We start from the raw sequence: 25,482 nt of genomic DNA on the forward strand, positions 1-25,482 counted from the left end.
TCTCAGGCCGACCGCTCTCCGAGTCCGAGCCGTAGCTCCGCGTGAATATTGCGCAGCTGCGGAATGCCCAGCGCGCTCAGCGATGAAACGTGGCGGCGGCGAGGCGTGACGGGCACTTCTACGTCGTTGGGCACCACCAACACCGGGCAGCCGGCGTCCTCGGCCGAGGCGGCTCCGGTGACGGAGTCTTCGATCGCCAGGCAATCACCGGGATCGAGGCCCAGCAGCGTCGCGGCACGCTCGTAGGGGTCGGGGGCCGGCTTGGCCCGAGCAACCTCGTCGCCGCACACGCTCACCGAGAAATAATGGCGACCAATGCTGTTCAGGGCCCGCTCCGCGAGCGCGCGGCGAGTGTTGGTGACCAACGCCATCGGGACGGCCGCTTCGGCAAGAGAATCGAGCAACTCGCGGGCCCCCTCGCACCATGGCAGGCCGCCGTCGAACAGCTCCGCGGTGTAGTCGTGCAGCCAGTCCGCCGACTGAGCCATGTGAGCAGGGTCGAGCTCCAAGCCGAGATCGGTATACACGATCCGCATCACGCCTTCGGCCGAGCCGCCGACGGTGGCGTCGCGGACCTCGGGGGTCAAATCACCGCCGAGCCGCCGACAGAGCTCTTGCAACGAGATGTCCCAGAGTTTCTCAGAGTCGACCAGAGTGCCATCCATGTCGAACAGCACTGCGCGCACGACAGTTCCCCCACAATCACCGCTCTGATGGACATGGCCCGGGGCGTACTGGCACAGCAGTTGCCGCCAGCGCCAAGATTACACGCTCAAAGGCCGGCGGTGCTGTTCGTCCACCGGCGCCGACCGGTCTGACTTGGCGCAACGAACGCTCGTCCCTGGGCGGGGAACAGCACGTCGACCGGGAACGTGAGGTCGACGAGCAGTGGCGCGACGGGAGTGGGGCCGCTGTTCGCCGTGGTGTCGAAAGTCATTCGGACACTGACAGAATCCAATGTCGCCTCCGTCACATCGACCGCCAGATCGATCAACGCGAGTCGACTGTCGGGGTCGACGACGGAATCGGCAGAACTCGCATCCGACGGGCCGGTCACACGCAGCACGTAATAGTCGGATGCCATCGAGATCCGGGCACTATGCCCGATGCCAGTCGGGCTCGCCGCGGCACTCAGCGTCAGTGTGCCGGACGGGGAGCCGGGCAGGAGTTGGGACAACCCCGAGAAGAAATTCAGCAGCGCGACCGCCGTGACGACGCTGACGGCCATGCTGGACCCGGTGCCCACGAACACCAACCACCCAAAGACGTTGTCGCCGAACAACCCGTACCCGATTCCGGCGCCCAACGCGTAACCGACGGCAATCTGGAGGGCCGGCTCGGCGCGTAGTTGGTCGATGACGATGCCGAGGATCGCGCTGCCACTCAGGGCAACCTTCCCGAGGAGAATGTCCTCCAATATGGTCGAGCCCAGGTTCCACGCGGCGGTTTGTGCCAATAGGTACTGCGCCGCCGAGTCGGCCATCCGTCCGGCAAGCGCATCGAGGAATCCGATGGAAATCCCGGCTTCCTTCAGCAGATCAACGACCATGTCACCCAGTGCCGAGGCCGTCGCTTGGCGTACCGCAAGTTCTCCGAAGACCGTCGCGACGGTGGTCGGAATGGCGCTGTAGACGGCCGCCTGGAAAGCGGCGGCGGCCTGGAGCGACGCCACCAGGTCCGACAACGCGGCCGATGTGCCGGCCCCGGAGAGCACGTCGTCCACGGCAAGGTTCAAGGCTGCGACAAGCGCGGTCGTGACACCTGGGAATGCCAGCAGGTTGGTGACCGTCGCCCCGAGCGCGCCGGCGAGCGTCTGGACGACCACCGGATCGTTGAACACCGACAAGAGGTCGGCCCACGGTGCACCCAGCGCCTCGGCGAGATAGGCCACGATTGCCGGGCTGCCGAGCAGTTGGTTGACGACACCGGTGACGATGGTGCCAAGGCCCTGCTGGAACGCGGGAGCGTCCAAGATCGTCGTCTGCAGGATGTCGAGGGCCGCGGAGATGGTTGTACCGACGGCTGACAGGACTTCAGCATCGGATTCCAGTTGCGCAATCGCTTCCTGCACAGCCGCGCTGATGTCGTCTCCACCGACGACGGAGCTGACCAGTTGCCCGGCCACAGTTGCCAACGTGTCGACCACTCCTGGCTGGCCGAGCAACGTCGGTAACACCATCCCGACGATAGCGGCCAAGCCTTCGCCGAAGGCGGGGATGGACAGCAACTGAGCCACCGCGTTTCCGACCGCCGAGCCTATCGCCTGAGCGACATCCGGCGGGAACGACGACAACGCTCCGGTCACGAATTGAGCGGCAAAATCACCTGCGTAACTGGTGACTTCGGGATTGGCGGTCAGCGTGGTGATCAGGTCAGTGAGCTGCTGGCCCAACGCATTCCACAACGATGCATCACCCAACAACCCATTGAGCACGTCAGTGGTGAACGCCCCCAACCCATCCGACACCGCAGTACTGGCCTGCAACGCCGCAATCAGATCATCAACCACCGTGGCCGTCGACTCACCCGCCACCAACCCCGACACCGCAGAACCCACCGCACCAGCAACCGCCGCCACCAAACCCGGCTGACCCAACAAATCCGGCAACAACCCACCAATCAGCGGAGCCAACCCCGCCACCACACCAGGCGAAGCCAACAACCCCACCACCGCGTCACCGACCGCATCACCAATCACCGCCGCCACCGGACTACCCGGCAACAGTCCCGCCACCAACTCCGACACCGCCGCACCCGCAGCCTGCTGAACGCCCGGATCAGTACCCAACGTGGTGATCAGGTCAGTGAGTTGCTGGCCCAACGCATTCCACAACGTCAGATCACCCAACAACCCATTGAGCACATCAGTGGTGAACGCCCCCAACCCATCCGACACCGCAGTACTGGCCTGCAACGCCGCAATCAGATCATCAACCACCGTGGCCGTCGACTCACCCGCCACCAACCCCGACACCGCAGAACCCACCGCACCAGCAACCGCCGCCACCAAACCCGGCTGACCCAACAAATCCGGCAACAACCCACCAATCAGCGGAGCCAACCCCGCCACCACACCAGGCGAAGCCAACAACCCCACCACCGCGTCACCGACCGCATCACCAATCACCGCCGCCACCGGACTACCCGGCAACAGTCCCGCCACCAACTCCGACACCGCCGCACCCGCAGCCTGCTGAACGCCCGGATCAGTACCCAACGTGATGATCAGGTCAGTGAGTTGCTGGCCCAACGCATTCCACAACAATGCATCACCCAACAACCCATTGAGCACATCAGTGGTGAACGCCCCCAACCCATCCGACACCGCAGTACTGGCCTGCAACGCCGCAATCAGATCATCAACCACCGTGGCCGTCGACTCACCAGCCACCAAGTGCTCTGCGGCCACACCCACCGCGCCAGCAACGGCCGCCACCAAACCCGGCTGACCCAACAAATCCGGCAACAACCCACCAATCAGCGGAGCCAACCCCGCCACCACACCAGGCGAAGCCAACAACCCCACCACCGCGTCACCGACCGCATCACCAATCACCGCCGCCACCGGACTACCCGGCAACAGTCCCGCCACCAACTCCGACACCGCCGCACCCGCAGCCTGCTGAACGCCCGGATCAGTACCCAACGTGGTGATCAGGTCAGTGAGTTGCTGGCCCAACGCATTCCACAACGTCAGATCACCCAACAACCCATTGAGCACGTCAGTGGTGAACGCCCCCAACCCATCCGACACCGCAGTACTGGCCTGCAACGCCGCAATCAGATCATCAACCACCGTGGCCGTCGACTCACCCGCCACCAACCCCGACACCGCAGAACCCACCGCACCAGCAACCGCCGCCACCAAACCCGGCTGACCCAACAAATCCGGCAACAACCCACCAATCAGCGGAGCCAACCCCGCCACCACACCAGGCGAAGCCAACAACCCCACCACCGCGTCACCGACCGCATCACCAATCACCGCCGCCACCGGGTTGCCGGGCAACAGTCCCGCCACCAACTCCGACACCGCCGCACCCGCAGCCTGCTGAACGCCCGGATCAGTACCCAACGTGGTGATCAGGTCAGTGAGTTGCTGGCCCAACGCATTCCACAACGTCAGATCACCCAACAACCCATTGAGCACATCAGTGGTGAACGCCCCCAACCCATCCGACACCGCAGTACTGGCCTGCAACGCCGCAATCAGATCATCAACCACCGTGGCCGTCGACTCACCCGCCACCAACCCCGACACCGCAGAACCCACCGCACCAGCAACCGCCGCCACCAAACCCGGCTGACCCAACAAATCCGGCAACAACCCACCAATCAGCGGAGCCAACCCCGCCACCACACCAGGCGAAGCCAACAACCCCACCACCGCGTCACCGACCGCATCACCAATCACCGCCGCCACCGGGTTGCCGGGCAACAGTCCCGCCACCAACTCCGACACCGCCGCACCCGCAGCCTGCTGAACGCCCGGATCAGTACCCAACGTGGTGATCAAACCAGAAAGGCTTATTCCCAATGCATTCCACAACGATGCATCGCCCAGCAACCCATTGAGCGCGTCAGTGGTGAACGCCCCCAACCCATCCGACACCGCAGTACTGGCCTGCAACGCCGCAATCAGATCATCGACCACCGTGGCCGTCGGCTCACCAGCCACCAAGTGCTCTGCGGCCACACCCACCGCGCCAGCAACGGCCGCCACTAAACCTGGCTGGCCCAACAAGTCCGGCAGTAGGCCGCCTACCCACAAGGCCAGGCCTGCCGTCCCACCGGGGGCTGCCAGGAACGTCGCCACCGCATCACCGACCGCATTGCCAATCACGGCCGCCACGGGGATGCCGGGCAACAGTCCCGCCACCAGTTCTGCCACCGCCGCACTCGCAGCCTGCTGAACGGCAGGATCGGTGCCCACATCATTGATCAAGTCAGTCAACGCGAGACCGAGACCGGTCCACAGCTCGGAGTTGCCCAGTAGCGTCTCGACGGTGTCCGTCACGGTCATTCTGATCGCCCCGAGGATCGCGGTGCTGTCCTGTAAGGCGAGCAACGCCACCGTAAGTGCGGAGTTGACGTCCTCCTCCCCCGACACGACCGAGGATGCGAACTGCTCCGCAACCGCCGCGAACGTCGGGATCACATCCGGCCGGCCGAAGAAGTCGAACAGCACAGTGACGACTCCAGTGAGGACGGTACCGAGGGCCGGTATGCCCATGATCTGGGTCGCTGCGCCCCCGGCGGCGTCACCGATCAGGGCGCCCAGAGTGCCGCCACCTAATGCCGCGGACACCGCTGCGGCGACCTGCTGGCTGGCATACGACTGGACGTCGGGATCACCGAGGAGATCGGTTATCAGCCCCGACAGAGCCAGACTCACACCCTGCAGAATGGAGGGATTCAACAGGGCCGTAACCGCGTCGGCCACCGTTACACCGACAGCATCGACAATGTCCGTGTTGGCCTGCAGTGCCGCCAGCACGTCAGGAAGGACATCCGGCAGGGTGCCGTTGAGGGCGGCGACCGCCAATTGACCTGCGGCAACGGCCAATGCATCGGGTACCCCGGGCTGACCGAACAACGTCGGCAGCAGCGATCCGAGGAGCTGGCCGACGGAATCTGCAAACCGGGAATTGGCCAACAGGCTGCTAACAGCATCGCCGGCTGCGGAACCGACAGCCTGAGCGATGGGGTTGCCGGGCAACATGTCCGCGATCATGATGGCGACCGCCTGAGCGGCATTGTTCTGCACGGTGGTGTCGCCGGCGAGGCGGATGACCAGACCGGAGAGCCCATTGCCCAACGCATTCCAGAATCCCTGAGTGCTCAGGAAGGTGCGCACCACCGATGTGACGTCGTCATTCAACACCGTCTTGAAGGCAGGGTCCTGAGTCAGCGCTGCCACCGCGGCTTGAATCTGGTCCATGATGGGCTGTGGGTCGGGGCCGACCAGGTTTCCGGCAATGCCACCCACCGCTGTGGCGATCGCGCCGACGATAGTGGGATTGTTGAGGCCGCTGATCAGCGACACAATCGCGTTGGTCACGGCGCCGGTGAAGTTCGAATCGCCCATCAAGCCCGCGACCGTCGTACCGATCTGCCCGCCGACGCTCACAGCGAGTGGGCTTCCGCCGAGCATCTGGGAGACCATGTCGGCGACCGTCTGACTTGCGAGTGCCTGCATCGTGGGATTGCCGGCGAGATCAGTGGCCAATCGCGTAACGAAGTTGCCGATCGCACCGACCAGTGCAGTGTTCCCAAGGAACGAGCTCGTCGCCTGCGTGACGACTGCCTGCACCGGGGCCACGATCGAATCGACCGGCAGCAGTGTCTGATCCAGGGCGTCAAGCACGGCGTTAACGGCTGTCGTCGCAAGGAAGGTGTTGACCCCGGGGTAGAGCATGAACTGTTGGTAGGTCGTGCCGATGAGGGTGCTCAACGGAGTCGCGATCCCGGCCAGGAAGTAGGCCACATCGCTGGAAATGAGCGCCGCAACACCCGGAATGTTGGGGTTGCCCTCGCCGAGCAGAGCGGTAGCCACCATCTCGCCGACATATGTTGCGAGCGCAGGCGTTTGCAGCGGAGGGTCGGGCACGAAATCGGGCGTTATCTGGCCCAGCAGGACATTGACCGTGCCCGCGAGAGCCGTGCCGATCTGGACTTGGACGGCAGGGCTTCCGAAGAACTGGACAAGACCGGGCAGCACGCCGTTGTTCAGCAGGTAGACGATCGCACCGGTGGCGCCGTAATTGATGAGGTTGCTGATCCACGTGGTAAGTCCCGTGGCGGTGAACGGCGGGATCTGGACGAATACCGTGTACGCAATCCCCTGCTGGATGACCGGGTTGCCGAGTGTCTGTTCGATCAGATAAGCCACGGCGTTGCCGATGGTCTGGTTGAGCGGGCTGGGCACTTCACCGTCGGGGGCGAGCGCGGCCGCGACTGTGTCGGCAACGAAAGGAAGGAACTGCGCGTCACCGAAGTTGCCACCCGGGTTGTAGATGAGCTCGTTCAGTGCGTTGATGACTCCCGGCCAGTATCCGACCACGATATTGAGCAGGAGGTTGTAACCGACGTCCGCGACGAGATTGACCATGTTCGCCGGAAGCCAGTCGGCCTTGTCCGAAATGAGAATCTCGAGCGCTGTCGTGATTGCGCCCCGGGCGGCAATGATGATGATGGCCAGGGCGTTTCCGGAGTAGGGATCCGGCTGCGCAGCGGCCGAGAGCGCCGCTCGCCCGGTCAGGTCATCGGATCCAGCGTTTCCGAACAGCGCCCCCGCGGCACCACCGATGCCGGAGCTACCCCGATTTCCGGTGTCGAGGGTGGCTAGACCACCTCGTCCTGCGTCACCGCCATCACCACCGACGATGCCGCCATGTCCACCGTCACCGCCCGAGCCGCCCGCATTCGCGCCGGCGCCGCCGACACCGCCATGACCACCTGTACCGAATAGTCCGGCGTCACCGCCCGTGCCGCCGCGCCCGCCGGAGCCGCCGGAAACACCACTGGCGCCACCCGCTCCGCCCGCACCTCCCGAGCCGCGCACCGACAACAGGCCGGCAGCACCACCGTGGCCGCCCGCGCCACCATCGCCGGTCGGGTCGCTCGCCGCGGCGCCGTCACCGCCCGCGCCGCCATCGCCGAAGAATAGGCCGGCCCGACCACCGTCGCCGCCCGCTCCACTGTTGATGCCGGTGACGCCGGCACCACCGGCACCGCCGTTACCGAACAATCCGGCCGCGCCACCGTTGCCCCCGTTGAAGCCAGCACCGCCGTTGCCGAACAGGCCAGCGTTGCCTCCGTTGCAAGCCCCCGAGGTGCAGACGCCGCCATAGCTGGTGAAGCTGTAGCCATTGCCCCACAGAATGCCGGCGTCGGGGTGGTCAGCGGTGCCGTCACCGACGAGAAACTGAATGAATGTGGAGACCGGATCACGCGGTGCGGGTATGGCCGCGGGGAGTGTGGCTGGCGGGTCGAGCGTCTCCCCCGTGTCTACCGACGCCGCGGGCGCAACCCTCGACACACCGGTGCGTGATTCGCGCCTGACCAGACCCGCCGCAACTATCGCCCGCGACGCCCACTCCAACGCCGTGTTCGCCGGCAGAGGGCCGCTGCGCTCAGCGGGGTCCGACACACCGTCCGTGCCAGACACTTCGCCCTGCGGCGGCGCCGGCGTCATCACTGGTGGCTCAAAAGTCCCCACCTCTGCGCCGGCCGCACCGTCGGATATAACGCTGTCGCCTGCACCCTCGTCAGACACCCGCTCTGCGCCATCGTGTTCGGCTGACGCCGCCGGCGACAAAACACCACTATCGCCGGCCGCCGACCGGGTAATGGCGGACGCACCACCGGCCGGGGTGGCGGCGGCGGCGCCGCGGGCACCCTGATTACCGCTACCTCGGTCTCGATTGACATCGTCGATCTGGAGGCGGCCAACACCTGCTCGCCGATTCGAACCCAGCCCACCGTTCGGGACACCGGATGCATTGCCAGATGCTGAATCACCGGAATCCGTCGGGGCATCCGGACTCTGGAGGGAAGCGCGAGACCCCGCCCCGGTCCGCGGCTTGGCCGTACCCGTGGCGGAATGGCTTGAGTCAGCATGGTGCGTCGAACCCGCCCCGTTCGCTGACTCGGTGTCCGCCGCGGCGCTGGCCGGAAATTCCGCGATGACAACGCCGACACCAAGAGCGATGGCCAGCGCGCCGACGCGGCCCACAAAGTGCGCCGAGGGGGTCGCCCGTGCCATGGACCAGCCCCCTGCTCCGTCGTCGATCATCCGCAGTGAGCCTGGTGTCGCCCGATGCTTACCGCCTATCGCCCGTCGGGCTCGACGGGAGACGTTATCTGCGCACATCAGCGACCTCCATGGGCCACCCGGATCGGCGAGCCCTTTTGCGGGCAAAGTCTCATGACCACGGCAACGACCCCGACAGCGGCCACAGACACCCCGTAGCAGTCTGCTGGGATACCCCCAGCAACCACGAAGCCCCCGAACCCTGTCTTGCCCCTCGACGCGGCCCGTGAGGTATATCACGAAACCTCGCGCCCTCGAAGCGGCTCGTCAGTTATTTCTCAAACGGACCGCGCGCTCCCTGTCGAGGCTGTAGAACTGGTTGACTTCGATCCGACATCTACGTATGCCAGTCCTGGTGGGGGAAAGACAATTGAACGCGGATTTTCCTGCGGATATCGGTTTCTATGCCGCTCCGACTGCTTCCGCCACACCGTCGCCAGCGCACGCTGACGGACCAGGTCGTCATCGCGCCACCATGGGCGGTCGACACCGCGCATCCGGCGCCGGCCTTCACATTCAGGTGTTGCAGGCGGTCACCGGCGCCGTCAGGGCGGCCGATCCTGACCATGCGAAGTATGTGGGCCGGGTGGGGGCACTGGCCATAGCCCTTGGTGTCGGTGCGGGCATTTTGGCGCTCCCGGCTTTGGCCTATGCCGACTCCACCGGTTCGGCAGGTTCTGCTGGCTCTGCTGGTTCTGCTGGGTCGGGCGGCGCAGCGTCGTCAGCGAACTCATCGAAGCCGACGCCGCATTCGGCACGGGCACGCACGGATTCGCACAGCGGCGTTGCCGCGACCGTACCCACAGCAAAATCAGGCGTTGCCGTCGCGGGGCAGCCCCGGAAAGCCAATTCCGGCTCTGCGACGCCGGCCGCCGGGTCCGTCGTTGCCGCTCAAGTTGGGGCGTCGGATGCCCTCACGGGGCAGCCAGTTCCATCCGGCGCCGCAACGGTCGCTCCGGCTTCGGATGACGGTGATGCTCCGGGATCGTCAGCACAACCGATGGCCGCGTTGGGACTGGTTCGGCGCGACTTGGTCGGCAAGTCGGGCCGCAGGGTCGCAGCCTCCCCCGCCTCGACGACCGATCCGGTCGACCCAAGCTCGCCTAATGTCGCGAGTCGGACTAACGCCCCAGTAGCCGCGCCGAACAGAGCGGCCGCATCGTCAGTTCCCGCCGTCGGCGCCGGCGGGATCTGGCTGTTCGGAAATGGCACCGCCGAGCATCCCGACGGCGGGATCTTGATCGGCAACGGATTCTCCTGGACCGCCGAGACGTGCACCAGCGGTATCGCCTGCTCGGGTGGAAACGGTGGGATCTTCGGCAGCGGCGGGATTGGCTATAACGGCGGGAGCGGCGGGTCAGCCGGCTGGTTCGGCCGAGGGGGCGACGGCGGTGCGGGGGTCGCCGGCGTCAATGACGGCGCCGGGGGTAATGGCGGGTCCGGTGGTTTGTTCATCGGCAACGGGGGCAATGGCGGGGCCGGGGCCGCGTCGACCACACCGTCGGGTATTGGCGGAAGCGGCGGTAACGGCGGCAACGCTGGAGCGTTGTCGGTATCCGGTGACGGCGGCAGCGGCGGTGCGGGCGGTGCTGGCGGAGCTGGGATTTCAGGCGCCAACGCGGGTGGACCGGGTGCCGATGGCACGGCCGGTGGCAAGGGCGGGCGCGGCGGCAGCGGCGGCAACGGCAGCATGATCTTCGGCGCCGGCGGCACCGGCGGCGCGGGAGGTGTCGGCGGCAAGGGCGGCAACGGCGGCACAGGTACGTCCGGCGCCGACGCTGCCACTCCAGGTGGCAAGGGCGGCGCCGGGGCGGATGGCGGTGATGGGGCCGACGGCGGTGCGGGCGGCGCGGGAGGCAACGCGGGCAGCGGTCGGATCATGTTTGTCATCAGTAGAGCCGGTGCCAATGGCACCGGCGGTGCGGGTGGTCAGGGTGGTGCGGCCGGCACCCCTGGCGATGGTGGCGCGGGCGGGGCCGGCGACGCCAACACGCCCCAAGGCGGTGACGGGGGCGCCGGCGGAAACCCCGGAAACGCAGGCGCCGGAGGCGACGGCGGCGCGGCAGGAACCGGTGGATCGGGCGGCGCCAACGGCGCTATCGGGGCCCACGGGGCCGCCGTCGTCGGCTTTGCGGGCAATGGCGGTAGTGGCGGCAACGGCGCTGACAGCGCCACCGTGGCCGGGGCCGGAGGCACCGGTGGCAACGGCGGCAATGGCGGATCAGTCGGCAACGGGGGCAAGGGCGGTCAAGGCGGCAAGGGTGGCGCGGCCGGTGGCGCGGGTGGCCTTGGTGGCAACGGCGGTGCGGGCGGAACGACCACGGGCAACGGCGGCAACGGCGGCTCCGGAGGAAGTGGGGGCACCTCGACCGCATCGAGCAACGGCGGCAACGGCGGCCGAGGCGGCAGGGGCGGCGACGCAGGCGGTGCGGGCAACGGCGGCTCCGGAGGCGCTGGAGGCGCAGGTGCTGCCGGCACGAACGGGATCGATGCGACGCAGCCGGGTGGCGACGGAACCAGCGCGACTGGGGGCGGCGACGGCGGCAATGGCGGCCTAGGTGGCAACGGTGGCGGTTCCACGGGCGTCGGTGGTTCGGGCGGGGTTGGCGGCGCTGCGGGCAACGGCGGACAGGGCGGCAACGGCGGCACCGGACTCGCGGGTTCCACCAGCTCCCTCAACGCCGGTGACGGCGGCGACGGCGGCCGAGGCGGCGCGGGCGGTCAGGGTGGTGCTGGCGGAGCGGCTGGAACCAGTGGGCACGGCGCCCCGGCCGGTATCGACGGAGCTGGCGGCGCGGGTGGCAAGGGCGGCAACGCCGGCAACGGCGGCGCTGGCGGCACCGGCTACCAGGGCGCCAACGGCGCCAACGCCGGAGCTGACGGGGAAGCTGGTGGTGACGCCGGCAACGGCGGCAACGGCGGTCAGGGCGGTAGCGGCGGTCTGGGCGGGACTGGTGCGGGCAGCGCTGCCTCCGGCACCGATGGTGCCGGAGGCAACGGCGGGAGCGCAGGAGCCGGCGGCAGCGGCGGAGCCGGCGGCAACGGCGCGACGGGGGCGGCAGGGACCGCGCAGACGCCCCTCGGCGGAAAGGGCGGCACCGGCGGTCACGGCGGCACGGCCGGCCGTGGCGGAGATGGCGGCGCCGGTGGAGCCGGCGCGGGCAGCGCCCTTGCGGGTGTGGACAGCGCCGGCGGGGCCGGCGGCAAGGGCGGCAACGGCGGCACCGGCGGAAAAGGTGGGACCGGCGCATCGATCAGCGGTAGCGACGGGTTCGACGGCGGCGATGGGGGCAATGGGGGCAATGCCGGTACCGGCGGCAACGGCGGTAGCGGCGCCGGTTCGGCCGCCGACGGTGGTGCGGGCGTAGGCGGAACCGCCGGCACGGGCGGCAATGGAGGCAACGGAGGCCTGGGCGCCGCCGGCGTCGGGGTGATCACCGGCAACGGAACCAAGGGATACAACGGCGGAAACGGCGGAAACGGCGGAAACGGCGGCGCTGCAGCGGTCGGCAGCATCCGCGGCAATGGCGGCTCGGGCGGCAATGGTGGCCAGGGCGGCGGTGGCGGCAACGCCGGTAGCAATACGGGTGCTGCCGGTTTCGACGGCGGCGACGGCGGCACTGGTGGCAACGCTGGAAACGGCGGCATGGCGGGCACCGGTACAGGTACCGGTGGCACAGCCGGCACGGCCGGCGTAGCCGGCAACGGCGGCAACGGCGGCTTCGGGTCGGCAGGCGCCAACGGAGCCTCGGGCACCGGCGACGGCACCAGCGGATACGCCGGCGGCAACGGCGGCAACGGCGGAGATGGCGGCAACGCCGGGGATGGCGGCACCCGGGGCAACGGCGGCCAGGGCGGAGCAGGCGGCTATGGCGGCCGTGGCGGCAACGGCGCCGCTAGTACCGGCGTCGGCTTCGACGGTGGGACCGGAGGCAACGGCGGCAACGCCGGAAACGGCGGCGCCGCCGGTTCGGGAACCGGAAAGGGCGGCGTTGCAGGCGCCGCCGGGGTGGCGGGCAACGGCGGCAACGGGGGCAACGCCAGCGCGGGAGCTGCCGGAACTACCGAAGGCAGCGGTAATGGAACCAACGGGTTCAGCGGCGGCAACGGCGGCGCTGGCGGCAACGGCGGCAGCGCCGGTCTCGGCGGCACTCGGGGCAGCGGCGGCCAAGGTGGTTACGGCGGCAACGGCGGCAAGGGCGGCAACGCCGCCGCCAACACCGGAACCGTGGGCTTCAGTGGCGGTGCCGGTGGCAATGGCGGCAATGCCGGGGATGGCGGAACGGCGGGTAGCGGAAGTGGTGCCGGTGGCACCGCGGGCACCGCAGGAGCAGCCGGCAACGGCGGCAACGGCGGGAACGGCAGCGCGGGTGCCCATGGAGTCACGCCGACGACCGGCGCCGGTGGCAATGGATACGCCGGTGGCAACGGCGGCACGGGCGGTAACGGCGGAAGCGCCGGGACCGGCGGAACCCGAGGCAGCGGCGGCCAGGGCGGCTACGGCGGAAACGGCGGCACGGGCGGCGACGCCGGAGGGAACAACGGTGCGGCCGGATCCAATGGCGGCACAGGTGGCGACGGCGGCGATGCAGGCCGTGCGGGGGCGGCAGGCACCGGGGCTGGAACCGGCGGGACCGCTGGCGCGAGCGGCATCGGCGGACGCGGGGGCGATGGCGGCAACGGCGGAGTTGGCGCCAGCGGCCAGGCCGGTGCCGCGGCGGGCAGCACCGGCAACAAGGGCTACGCAGGCGGCTCGGGAGGCACCGGTGGTCGCGGTGGCGCCGCAAATGGCGGAGTCGCCGGCAACGGCGGCAACGGCGGCAACGGCGCCGGCGGCGGCGCCGGGGGCAACGGTGGTGCCGGTACGAACGGAACACCCGGAACGGACGGCATCAGTAACGGAGGAACAGCAGGCGGAAAGGGCGGGAACGGCACCGCAGGCGGCAACGGCGGCGACGGCGGTACGGGAGGTAATGCCGGCGGCGGCGGAGCCGCGGGCAGCATCGCCGGCGGCGGTACCAGCGGGAGCGCCGGCACTTCCGGTGTCGGCGGCAACGGCGGCGACGGTGGACTCGGCGGCCGCGGCGGTAATGGTGGCGACGGCGGCCAGGGCGGATATCAGACGAATGGCGGTGCCGGCGGCGACGGTGCCATCGGTGGTAATGGCGGCATCGGCGGCGATGCGGGCCTCGGAGGCGCTCTCGGCGGTAACGGTGGCGCCGCCGGTGTGGGCGGTAACGCCGGCAACGGTGGCACCGGAGGCAACGCCGGTGGTGCCGGCGGTGACGCCGGAAAGGCCGCAGCCGGAGGTAACGGCGGAAATGGTGGCATGGGGTATGCCGTCAGCGGCGGCAACGGCGGCGCCGGTGGTGCGGGCGGCTACGGCGGCTACGGCGGAAACGGCGGAAACGGCGATACGTATACCCCGGGGGCCGGAAGCAACGGAAGCAACGGCGGTAACGGCAGCAACGGTGCGGCCGGCGGAGCCGGGGGCAATGGCGGCACGACCAACGGCAACGGGAACGGCGGCAACGCGGGCGGGGGCGGCCTGGGCGGCCACGGCGGCGCCGGTGGCGCCGGCGGCGCCAATGGCGTCAGCGGCGCCGCGTTGGGGCAAGCCGGCACGACCGGCAATGGCGGCGGCGGCGGCAACGGCGGAAACGGCGGCGTCAGCACGGGTAGCGGTAGCGGCGGCCGTGGCGGTAGCGGTGGCGGCGGCGGGGCCGGCGGCGCTGGCTTCAGCGGTCTCAGCAACGGCGCTGACGGCGGAACCGCAAGTGCTGGCGGCGACGGCGCCACCGGCGGCAACGGCGGCAACGGGGGTGGCGGCACCGGCGCCGCAGGGAATGGCGGCGCCGGCGGCGATGGTGGCGGCGGGGGCTGGGGCGGCCTCGGCGCCGAAACGAGCGGCAGCACTCCCGGCGGGAACGGCGGCACCGGCGCCAACGGCGGCAAGGGCGGCCGCGGGGGTAACGGCGGCCAGATCGGAGTCGGCGGCGGAAACGGCGGTATCGGCGGGGCCGGCGGAAATGCCGGCTTCGGCGGAAACGGTGGCAACGGCGGAGGCGACGGCGGCCTGGGCGGCGCGGCCGGCAATGCCGGCACGGGCGGCGACGGCGGTGTCGGCTATAACACCGGGAATGGCGGGAACGGCGGCGCAGGCGGAAACGGCGGCACCGGTGGCAGCGGCGGCAACGGCGGCGTCGGGGTGTTCAACTTCACCGGTGGCTACAACGGCAATAACGGCACGAACGGCACCGCTGGCGGCCAGGGCGGTTCCGGTGGCCTAGCCGCCGGCAGCGGAAACGGCGGAAATGGGGGCTCGGGCGGCTCGGGCGGCTCGGGCGGCGCCGGCGGAGCCGGCAACTACGGTGAGTTTCTGTCCGGGGGCAACGGCGGCGCCGCGGGCAACGGCGCTGATGGCGGCCAAGGCGGCAACGGCGGCACCAGCGCCACCGGGCTCACCGGCAACGGCGGGGCCGGCGGCAACGGCGGAAACGGCGGAAACGGCGGCGGCACCACCGATCAAGAACACAGCAGCCACGACGGCGGCAACGCCGGAAATGCCGGAACCGCCGGCAACGGCGGCAACGGCGGCACCGGTTTCAAGGGCGGCGACGGCGGCGACGGCGGCAACGGTGGCAACGGCTCCACCGGCGGCACCGCTGGCTACGCAGGGGAATTCCTCGGCCCGTACAAGGGCGGCAACGGCAGTTCCGGCACCAACGGCGGCACCGGCGGCAACGGCGGCGCAGGACTCAACGGCAACGACGGCGACGGCGGAAACGGTGGCAACGGCGGTGCCGGCGGCAACGGCGGTGCCACCGTGACCGACACCAACTACCAAGACGGCAACAATGCCGGAACCGCGGGAGACGGCGGAAGCGGCGGGGCCGGCGGCAACGGCCGCAACGGCGGAAACGGCGGCACCGGCGGCACCGGCGGAAACGGCGCCGACGGCGGCAATGGCGGTGTTGGCTATTCCCACGACGGATACTACGGCGGCGCCGGCAGTGACGGTGGCACCGGCGGGAACGGCGGCAACGGCGGCACCGCCACCACCGGCAACGGCGGAAACGGCGGCCAGGGCGGCGGTGGCGGCAACGGCGGGAACGGCGGTGCCGGCAACTACAGCCAGTTCTTCAGCGGCGGCAACGGCGGAAACGCCGGCAACGGTGCTGATGGCGGTGCCGGCGGCAACGGTGGCGTCAGCGCGACCGGGGTGACCGGCAACGGTGGTGCCGCCGGCAACGGCGGAAACGGCGGAAACGGCGGCGATGCCAAAGCCTCGGAGAACAGCAGCCACTACGGCGGAAATGCCGGAAATGCCGGAACCGCCGGTAACGGCGGCAACGGCGGCACCGGCTTCAAGGGCGGCGACGGCGGCGACGGCGGCAACGGTGGCAACGGCTCCGATGGCGGCACCGCTGGCTACGCCGGCGAGTTCTTGGGGCCCTACAGCGGCGGCAACGGCAGTTCCGGCACCAACGGCGGCACCGGCGGCAACGGCGGCGCAGGACTCAACGGCAACGACGGCGACGGCGGAAACGGTGGCAACGGCGGCAACGGCGGCAACGCGGGCGGCACCGTGACCGACACCAACTACCAAGACGGCAACAATGCCGGAACCGCGGGCAACGCGGGAGACGGCGGGGCCGGCGGAAACGGCCGCAACGGCGGAAACGGTGGCACCGGCGGTAACGGCGGCAACGGCGCCGACGGCGGCAACGGCGGTGTTGGCTATGCCCACGACGGATACTACGGCGGCGCCGGCAGCGCCGGTGGCACCGCCGGCAACGGCGGCAACGGCGGCACCGCCACCACCGGCAACGGCGGCAACGGCGGCCAGGGCGGAGACGGTGGCAACGGCGGAAACGGCGGTGCCGGCAACTACAGCCAGTTCTTCAGCGGCGGCAATGGCGGAAACGCCGGCAACGGTGCTGATGGCGGTGCCGGCGGCAACGGTGGCGTCAGCGCGACCGGGGTGACCGGCAACGGCGGCAACGCCGGCAACGGCGGAAACGGCGGAAACGGCGGCAGCGCCAAAGCCTCGGAGAACAGCAGCCACGACGGCGGCAACGCCGGAAATGCCGGAACCGCCGGAAACGGCGGAACTGGCGGAACCGGCTTCAAGGGCGGTGACGGCGGCGACGGCGGCAACGGCGGCAACGGCTCCGACGGCGGCACCGCAGGCTACGCAGGGGGAGGTGACGGTTACCCGGGCGGTAAGGGCAGCTCCGGCACCAGCGGTGGACGCGGCGGTAACGGCGGCACCGGCCTCAACGGCAACGACGGCGACGGCGGAAACGGCGGCAACGGCGGCAACGGCGGCAACGGCGGCGGTGTCGTCACCGACAAGAGTTACGGCAACGGCGGCAATGCCGGCGCCGCGGGTGCCGCAGGAGACGGCGGCAACGGCGGCAACGGCACCAACGGGGGCACCGGCGGAAACGGCGGCAACGGCGGCAACGGGGCCAACGGCGGCTACGGAGGTATCGGCTACACCGGCGACGGATACAACGGCGGCGCCGCAAGCAATGGCGGCAACGGCGGCACCGGCGGCAACGGCGGCAACGGCACCACCGGCACCGGCGGCGGCGGCGGCACCGGCGGCACCGGCGGCTACGGCGGCACCGGCGGCGGCGGCGGAGCCTCGGTTCCCTTCTGGACAACCGGTGGCAGGGGCGCCAACGGAGGATCAGGCGGCAACGGCGGCGGCGGTGGCAATGGCGGCACCGGGTTATCCGGCACCGGCAGCGGCGCTAACGGGGGCGGTGGCGGCAAAGGCGGCAACGGCGGTCCGAGAGGCGGCGGCGACGGCACGCCCGGCGGAGCTGGGACCGGTGGATCCGGCGGGACCGGCGGCGTCCCCGGCGGGACGAACGGCACCAAGGGAGGCAACGGAAATCCCGGCTGAGCTTCGTCCTGACCAACAACCGGGTCCTCAGGGACCGTTTCCTCCCGCGAAACGCCTGGGGCCAGCGCGGACTTCAGTCCTCCGGGTTGTAGCCGAGATTGGGGCCGAGCCAGCGCTCAGCTTCCTTCAGCGTCCAGCCTTTGCGCTTGGCGTAGTCGGCGACTTGGTCCTGGGCCAACCGGCCGACCACGAAGTACTGCGACTGTGGGTGTGAGAAGTACCAGCCGCTGACCGCCGCGCCGGGCCACATCGCCATCGACTCGGTCAGCTCAATGCCGGTCCGCTCTTTGACGTCCATCAGCTCCCACAGCGTCACCTTCTCGGTGTGCTCCGGGCAGGCCGGGTAGCCGGGGGCCGGGCGAATTCCCCGGTACTTCTCGGCGATCAGGGCTTCATTGTCCAGCTGCTCGTCGGGCTGGAACCCCCAGAACTCTGTGCGGACTCGTTGGTGCATCCGTTCGGCGAAGGCTTCTGCCAGCCGGTCGGCGAGCGACTCCAGCAGAATCGCGCTGTAGTCGTCGTTGGCCGCCTTGAACTCGGCGATCTTGACGTGGCTGCCGAGACCCGTGGTGACGGCGAACGCACCGACGTAATCCTGCAGACCCGTGTCTTTCGGGGCGATGAAGTCGCCCAGGGACCGGTTCGGGATGCCGTCGCGGTGCTCGCCCTGTTGGCGCAGGTTGTGCAGTGTGGTCAGCACCTCGGTGCGGGTCTCGTCGGTGTAGACCTCGACGTCTTCGCCCCCCGAGCCCACTGCGTTAGCGGGGAAGAACCCGATCACCCCGTTGGCCGTCAGCCACTTCTCCTTGATCAGGGTGTCGAGCATCTCCTGGGCGTCGTCGTACAGCTTGCGGGCTGTCTCACCCGAGACCGGGTTATTCAGGATGTCGGGGAAGCGGCCCTTCATCTCCCAGGCGTTGAAGAACGGCTGCCAGTCGATGTATTCGCGCAGTTCGGCCAGGTCGTAGTCGAGAAATTCTCGTACTCCCAGACCCTGGGCGGGTACCGGTGGCGCGTAGCCGTCCCACTCGATCGGCGTGCGATTGGCGCGGGCCATCTGGAGCGTCAACATCGGCCGCTCGTTCTTCTGGGCGTGCCGTTCGCGAAGCGACGCGTAGTCCGCCTCGGTGGCCTCCAACAGGGCGCCCCGCTGCTTGTCGTCCAGCAGTGCGGCGGCGACCGGCACCGAACGGGACGCATCCTTGACCCACACCACCGGTCCGGAACGACGCGGCGCCACCTTCACTGCCGTGTGAGCACGCGAGGTGGTGGCGCCACCGATCAGCAGCGGAATCTGCAGGCCCTGGCGTTCCATCTCGACGGCGAAGTTGACCATCTCGTCCAGGGACGGCGTGATCAGCCCGGAGAGCCCGATGATGTCGGCGTCGTGCTCCTTGGCCGCATCCAGGATCTTCTGGGCAGGCACCATCACCCCGAGGTCGATCACCTCGAAGTTGTTGCACTGCAGGACAACCCCGACGATGTTCTTGCCGATGTCGTGGACGTCACCCTTGACGGTCGCCATGATGATGGTGCCGTTGGTGTCCTTGCCAACCGCGGCACCGGACTCCACCTTCTCGGCCTCGATGTAGGGCAGCAGGTAGGCCACGGCCTTCTTCATCACTCGAGCCGACTTCACGACCTGCGGCAGAAACATCTTTCCCGCGCCGAAGAGGTCACCGACGACGTTCATGCCGTCCATCAGCGGACCCTCGATCACCTCGATCGGCCGCCCTCCAGCGGCGGCGATCTCGGCCCGCAATTCCTCGGTGTCGGCATCGACGTTGGCGTCGATGCCCTTGACCAGGGCGTGGGTGATCCGCTCGCGCACCGGCAAAGATCGCCACTCCGCAACCTTGGAGTCGTCGGGTCCGTCCGACTTGTTGTACCGCTCGGCGATCTCCAGCAGCCGTTCGGCCGCGTCCTCGCGGCGGTTCAGGACGACGTCTTCGATGCGGTCCCGCAGCTCGGGCTCGATCGAGTCATACGGCACGAGCGCACCGGCATTGACGATCCCCATGTCCAGGCCGGCCTTGATGGCGTGGAACAGGAACACCGCGTGGATCGCCTCGCGGACCGGGTTGTTGCCCCGGAACGAGAACGACACATTCGAGATGCCGCCGGAGATGTGCACCCCGGGGAGGTTCTCCTTGATCCAGGCGCAGGCCTCGATGAAGTCGATCCCGTAGGTCGCGTGCTCCTCGATGCCGGTCGCCAGCGCGAAGCAGTTCGGGTCGAAGATGATGTCCTCAGCCGGGAAGCCGACTTCGGTCAGGACCCGGTAGGCGCGACCGCAGATTTCCTTGCGGCGCTCCAAGTTGTCGGCCTGACCCTGCTCGTCGAAGGCCATCACCACGACGGCGGCACCGTACTTGCGGCACAGCCGGGCCTCGCGGACGAACTTCTCCTCGCCCTCCTTCAGCGAGATCGAGTTGACGATCGGCTTGCCTTGAACGTTCTTCAGGCCCGCCTCGATGACCTCCCACTTGGACGAGTCGATCATCACCGGGACGCGGCTGATGTCCGGTTCGGCCGCGATCAGCTTGGTGAACCGGTCCATCGCGGCGATGCCGTCGATCATGCCCTCGTCCATGTTGATGTCGATGACCTGCGCACCGGCTTCGACCTGCTGCAGGGCAACCGACAACGCGGTGTCGTAGTCCTGCGCCTTGATCAGGTTGCGGAACCGGGCGGAGCCGGTGATGTTGGTGCGCTCGCCGATGTTCACGAACAGGGAATCGTCGGTGATGTTGAGCGGCTCGAGCCCGGCGAGTCGGGTGGCCACCGGGATCTGCGGCACCTCACGCGGCGGCTTGCCCTCGACGACCTTCGCGATCTCAGCGATGTGCGGCGGCGCCGTGCCGCAGCACCCGCCCACCAGATTGACCAACCCGCCCTCGACGAAATCGGCGACGTAGCCGGCCTGGCGTTTCGGGGACTCGTCGTACTCGCCGAAGGCGTTAGGCAGCCCGGCGTTCGGGTAGCAGGACACGAAGGTGTCCGCGATCCGCGACAGCTCGGCGAGGTAGGGCCTCATCTCCGGGGCGCCCAGTGCGCAGTTGAGCCCGACCGCGAGCGGCCTGGCATGCCGGATGGAGTTCCAGAAGGCCTCGGTGACCTGACCCGACAACGTGCGCCCGGAAGCGTCGGTGATGGTGCCCGAGATGATCACCGGCCAGCGGCGTCCACGCTCCTCGAACAGCGTCTCGATGGCGAACACCGCGGCCTTGGCGTTCAGCGTGTCGAAGATCGTCTCGACGATGAGGAGGTCGGCTCCCCCGTCGACGAGGCCGCTGGCCGCATCGAGGTAGGCGGCGACCAGCTGGTCGTAAGAGACGTTGCGGGCTCCGGGGTCGTTGACGTCCGGCGAGATCGACGCGGTCCGCGTCGTCGGCCCGATAGCGCCCGCCACGTAGCGGGGCTTGTCCGCGGTGCTGAACTCGTCGCAGGCCTTTCGGGCCAGCGCGGCGCCCGCGTAGTTCAGCTCGTAGGCCAGCTCATGCATGCCGTAGTCAGAGAGCGAGACCGCGTTCGCGTTGAACGTGTTGGTCTCCAGGATGTCGGCGCCCGCCTCGAGATATTCACGGTGGATACCGGAGATGATCTGCGGCTGCGTCAGGGTGAGCAGGTCGTTGTTGCCCTGAAGCGCGGTGGGCCACTCCATGAACCGGTCACCGCGGTAACCGGCTTCGTCCGGCCGGTCCCGCTGGATCGCTGTGCCCATCGCGCCGTCGATGACCATGATCCGCTGGCGCAGCGTTGCGGTCAGTTCGTCGGTGCAGTCCGGGCGGATGTTCGGCACGAAGATGTCCGACTCAGAGATTTCCGGCTCAGAGATTTCGGGCTCAGGGGCCTTCACGTGCGCTCCTTCCTCAACGGAAGGCGTCCTTGACTCTGCCGAGCGTGGCGGATTCCGGCTCATCACCGGACCCGTTGCAACGCCTCTCGACCAGAAAAGTCTACTTCGTCACCCGATCGACGTCTGGACGCCTAACTCGTTGTCGGCAATGCTGCAGTCATCATCGCTAACGAGATTGCCGCCGAACGTATTTCGTCCCGGGGATGTCCGGGCCGGCGACGGCGAGCCCAACGCCCCGCCTCCCATCGTTCCCCGCCGGGCAAGGGGATCCGGGATGCCGGTTCCGTAGCCCGGGTATTCGGCGCCACTCACTGGACCAGGGTAGTCGGTCCGAGACGGCTCATCGCGGCCGAGCAAGCCTTAGGCTGAACTCGTGACCCCGGCGAACTACGGCGACGAGAAAGGCCCGGACCTGCCCGAATTGCAGAACACGATCATTGTTGCGGCTTTCGAGGGCTGGAACGACGCCGGCGACGCGGCCAGCGACGCGCTCGAGCATCTGGACGCCATCTGGGAAGCCGACACGATCATCGAAATTGACGACGAGGCCTATTACGACTACCAGGTGAATCGCCCGGTGATCCGCCAAGTCGACGGTGTGACCCGCGAGCTGGTGTGGCCGTCGATGCGGATTTCACACTGCCGGCCGCCGGGTTCGGACCGCGACATCGTGTTGATGCACGGAGTGGAGCCAAACATGCGGTGGCGCACGTTCTGCGCCGAACTGCTCGCCATCGCTGACAAGCTCAACGTGGACACCGTGGTGATCCTGGGCGCCCTGCTGGCCGACACCCCGCACACCCGCCCGGTGCCGGTCTCGGGAGCGGCGTACTCCCCCGAATCGGCGAAGTTCTTCGGCCTCGAGGAGACCCGGTACGAGGGGCCTACCGGGATCGCCGGGGTGTTCCAGGACGCCTGCGTTGCGGCCGGCATTCCGGCGGTGACGTTCTGGGCCGCCGTTCCGCACTACGTATCCCAGCCGCCCAACCCGAAGGCGACCGTCGCGCTGCTGCGCCGCGTGGAGGACGTGCTCGACATCGAGGTGCCACTGGCCGATCTGCCCGCCCAAGCCGAGGAGTGGGAGCTGGCCGTCACCGAGATGACCGCGGAGGACGAAGAGATCGCCGATTACGTGGCCTCCCTCGAACAGCGCGGCGATGCCGAGGTGGACGTGAACGAAGCGCTGTCGAAGGTCGACGGCGATGCACTGGCTGCCGAGTTCGAGCGCTACCTGCGCCGCCGCGGGCCCGGCTTCCGGGGCTGACCCCAGTCACGGGTCGTCCTCGTCGCCCAGGAGCCGTTCCGGGTGGTGATAGGTATTGGTGCCGCCGATGAGTGGTACCTCAGGCGGTGGACTCCACTGCGTGTCACCGTTCGGCAGCTTCCTAGTGGTCCAGCCGCCGTTCTCCACCAGCAGGTTGTCGCATTTGCAGGCCAAGGTGAGGTCGTCGATGTCGGTGTTGCCGCCGGCTTTCCAGTCTTTGGCTGCATGGTGGACTTGACTGGCATAGCCAGATGCGGTGCATCCCGGTGCCGTACACCCACGATCCTTGGCCAGCAACACAATTCGTTGGTCGGCCGACGCGAGGCGCCTGGAACGCCCGAGCCACAACGCCTTCCCAGTCACACCGTCGAACACCGCGAGATAGTTGTAGGCCGGGGTGGCCATGCGGATCAGCTCGGAGATCGGGATGAGGGTGCCGCCCGCGGTGACCGCGTGGCCGGCACCGGCCTGCAGGTCCTGCAGTGTCGTGGACACGATCACCGTGACAGGAAGACCGTTGTGCTGGCCGAGTTTGGGGTCGCCCAGCCGGCCGCGCACTAGGTCCGCCAGCGCGTCGTGCTGGCGCTGGCCCAGACCACGAAAGTCGGGCTGTTCGGGGCCATCCGGGTTGCACATGCCCGGCGAGGCGTTCTTGGCGAACAGCGCCTCGAGCATCGCCCGCAACTCGGGCGTGGCGACGAGTCTCCCGACACTCATACCGTCGGCTCGCTGGCCACCGCACCAGGAGAAGCCACGTTTGCGCGCCCGATCTTCGTCGGAGAACCTGCCGTCGGGGTTCAGGTGGATGCTCAACCGGTGGGCGACTTTCTCCAGCTGATCGGGTCGCAGATTCTGCGCATGCTCGGCCAGGGCACGTTCGGCCCGCTCCACCTCGACCGGACCGACATGGCCGGGAAGCTCCCGAAAGAATCGCTGGATGACCTTCACATGCTCGCCGTCCAGGAGTCCCGCGTCCCATGCCTTCGCGGTGGCCGGCAGCAGCGGCTGCAACCGCTCACCGGTCAACGCGTTGCGAGGTGAGAGCTGTTCGGCATCGCGCACCCGGCGGCGCGCGGCGGTGCGGCTGATCCGCAGCACGTCGGCCAGCACGATCTCCACCGGCGGGCAGCCCTCGTAACGTTCTAGATGGGTGATGTGGGCATGCGAGACGGCGACCTGACGGCGCAGCGCATTCTCCAGGCGTTCGATCGCGGCGAACCGCTCCGGGGCGGGCAGTTCGTCGATGTCGGCGGCGCCCAGCAGCTCGACTGCCGCGTCGAGCGCGTCCAGGGCCACATTTATCGAACGCATGTTCGAATTCTATCGCGACCTACTGACACGCGCGGTTCACCCAGGGGTCCTGCCGACCAGTTGGTCGGCCTGCGCTAACGTGCACTCTGATACCGGCGAGTACCAACCGAATCGAGGACGGATCGTGAGACTGGCACTGAGCGACGAGGACGCGAAGTTCCGCGACGAGCTGCGCGAGTTCTTCACCACGCAGGTCCCCGCCGACATCCGGGAGCGCGCTCGTACCGAGACCCTGCGCTACCCCGACGACGCCATCACCACCCAGCGCATCCTGAACAAGGCCGGCCTGGGTGTGCCGAACTGGCCGGTCGAGTGGGGCGGCAAGGACTGGACCCCGCTACAGCGCCAGATCTGGGCCGACGAGATGCGGCTGGCGTGCGTGCCGGAGCCGCTGGCGTTCAACGCCAGCATGGTCGGCCCGGTGATCGCCCATTTCGGGTCGCAAGAAATCAAGGAACGCTTCCTGCCGGCCACCGCGAACCTCGACATCTGGTGGTGCCAAGGGTTCTCCGAGCCCGAGGCCGGCTCCGATCTGGCGTCGCTGCGCACCACCGCGATCCGGGACGGCGACGAGTACGTCATCAACGGCCAGAAGACCTGGACCACGCTCGGGCAGTTCGCCGACTGGATCTTCGTACTGGCCCGCACCAATCCCGACGCCCCGAAGAAGCAGGCCGGAATCTCGTTCATCCTGGTCGAGATGTCCACACCGGGCATCACGTTGCGCCCGATCAAGCTGATCGACGGCAGCTACGAGGTCAACGAGGTCTTCTTCGAAGACGTCCGGGTGCCCGTCAACCAACTCGTCGGCGAGGAGAACCAGGGCTGGGCGTACGCCAAGTTCCTGCTGTCCAACGAACGCACCGGCATCGCCCGCATCGGCACCACGAAGGTGTGGCTCGCCGAGGTGAAGGAGCGCGCCGCGCAGACCCGGGTGGGCAGCACAACCCTGCTCGAGGACCCGCTGTTCGCGTCCAAGGTCGCCGAGATCGAGAACGAGCTGCTGGCACTGGAGCTCACCCAGCTGCGGGTCAGCGGCGACGAGGGGTCGGGCAAGCCCAACCCGGCGTCGTCGATCCTCAAGCTGCGCGGCAGCCAGTTGCAGCAGGCCGTCACCGAGTTGCTCGTCGAGGTCGCCGGACCGGACGCGCTGCCACTCGACGGCGGCCCCGGAATCGAATCACCGGAGTGGGCGCAACACGCCGCACCCAAGTACCTCAATTACCGCAAGACCTCGATCTACGGCGGTAGCAACGAGGTTCAGCGCACCATCATCTCCTCGACGATCCTGGGACTGTGACATGAGAGACGGAGAG

General features: G+C 68.6%; 8 protein-coding genes. 3 read left to right on the forward strand and 5 right to left on the reverse strand.

Annotation, left to right across the window (positions count from 1 at the left end; all coding sequences use genetic code 11):
• Window positions 1–2: 2 nt before the first annotated feature.
• Together ADBZ9K_RS05930 and ADBZ9K_RS05935 are read right to left on the reverse strand one after the other, a co-directional pair.
• Window positions 3–686 (reverse strand): HAD family hydrolase, encoded by a 684-nt coding sequence (locus tag ADBZ9K_RS05930; protein ID WP_526619110.1) that lies wholly within the window; start codon window positions 684–686, stop codon window positions 3–5.
• An 86-nt stretch (window positions 687–772) separates the two neighbouring features.
• Complete coding sequence (locus ADBZ9K_RS05935) at window positions 773–8,041, reverse strand: beta strand repeat-containing protein (RefSeq protein WP_526620940.1); 7,269 nt, start codon at window positions 8,039–8,041, stop codon at window positions 773–775.
• Between the two features lie 1,774 nt (window positions 8,042–9,815).
• Between ADBZ9K_RS05935 and ADBZ9K_RS05940 the strand changes: the two genes are divergently transcribed.
• On the forward strand, window positions 9,816–17,732 hold the full coding sequence (locus tag ADBZ9K_RS05940) for a PE family protein (protein WP_526619111.1): 7,917 nt from the start codon (window positions 9,816–9,818) through the stop codon (window positions 17,730–17,732).
• Between the two features lie 73 nt (window positions 17,733–17,805).
• Here the strand turns inward: ADBZ9K_RS05940 and metH are convergent, their stop codons facing one another.
• Together metH and ADBZ9K_RS05950 are read right to left on the reverse strand one after the other, a co-directional pair.
• Window positions 17,806–21,654 (reverse strand): methionine synthase, encoded by a 3,849-nt coding sequence (gene metH / locus ADBZ9K_RS05945; protein ID WP_526619112.1) that lies wholly within the window; start codon window positions 21,652–21,654, stop codon window positions 17,806–17,808.
• Between the two features lie 45 nt (window positions 21,655–21,699).
• Window positions 21,700–21,903: a hypothetical protein gene (locus ADBZ9K_RS05950; RefSeq protein ID WP_526619113.1), complete on the reverse strand. Its 204-nt coding sequence runs from the start codon at window positions 21,901–21,903 to the stop codon at window positions 21,700–21,702.
• A 61-nt stretch (window positions 21,904–21,964) separates the two neighbouring features.
• Between ADBZ9K_RS05950 and ADBZ9K_RS05955 the strand changes: the two genes are divergently transcribed.
• Entirely contained in the window at window positions 21,965–22,855 is an 891-nt protein-coding gene (locus tag ADBZ9K_RS05955) for a PAC2 family protein (RefSeq protein WP_526619114.1), read from the forward strand.
• 6 nt (window positions 22,856–22,861) lie between these two features.
• Here ADBZ9K_RS05955 and ADBZ9K_RS05960 read toward each other — a convergent pair whose 3' ends face one another.
• Window positions 22,862–24,166 (reverse strand): HNH endonuclease signature motif containing protein, encoded by a 1,305-nt coding sequence (locus ADBZ9K_RS05960; protein WP_526619115.1) that lies wholly within the window; start codon window positions 24,164–24,166, stop codon window positions 22,862–22,864.
• Between the two features lie 124 nt (window positions 24,167–24,290).
• On the opposite strand from ADBZ9K_RS05960, the gene ADBZ9K_RS05965 reads away from it, so the two are divergent.
• Window positions 24,291–25,466 carry an acyl-CoA dehydrogenase family protein gene (locus ADBZ9K_RS05965; RefSeq protein WP_526619116.1) on the forward strand — a complete coding sequence of 392 codons (1,176 nt, stop codon included), beginning with the start codon at window positions 24,291–24,293 and terminating at the stop codon, window positions 25,464–25,466.
• Window positions 25,467–25,482 lie beyond the last annotated feature (16 nt).

This window comes from Mycobacterium sp. (genome assembly GCF_965229265.1).
Taxonomy (GTDB): Bacteria; Actinomycetota; Actinomycetes; order Mycobacteriales; family Mycobacteriaceae; genus Mycobacterium.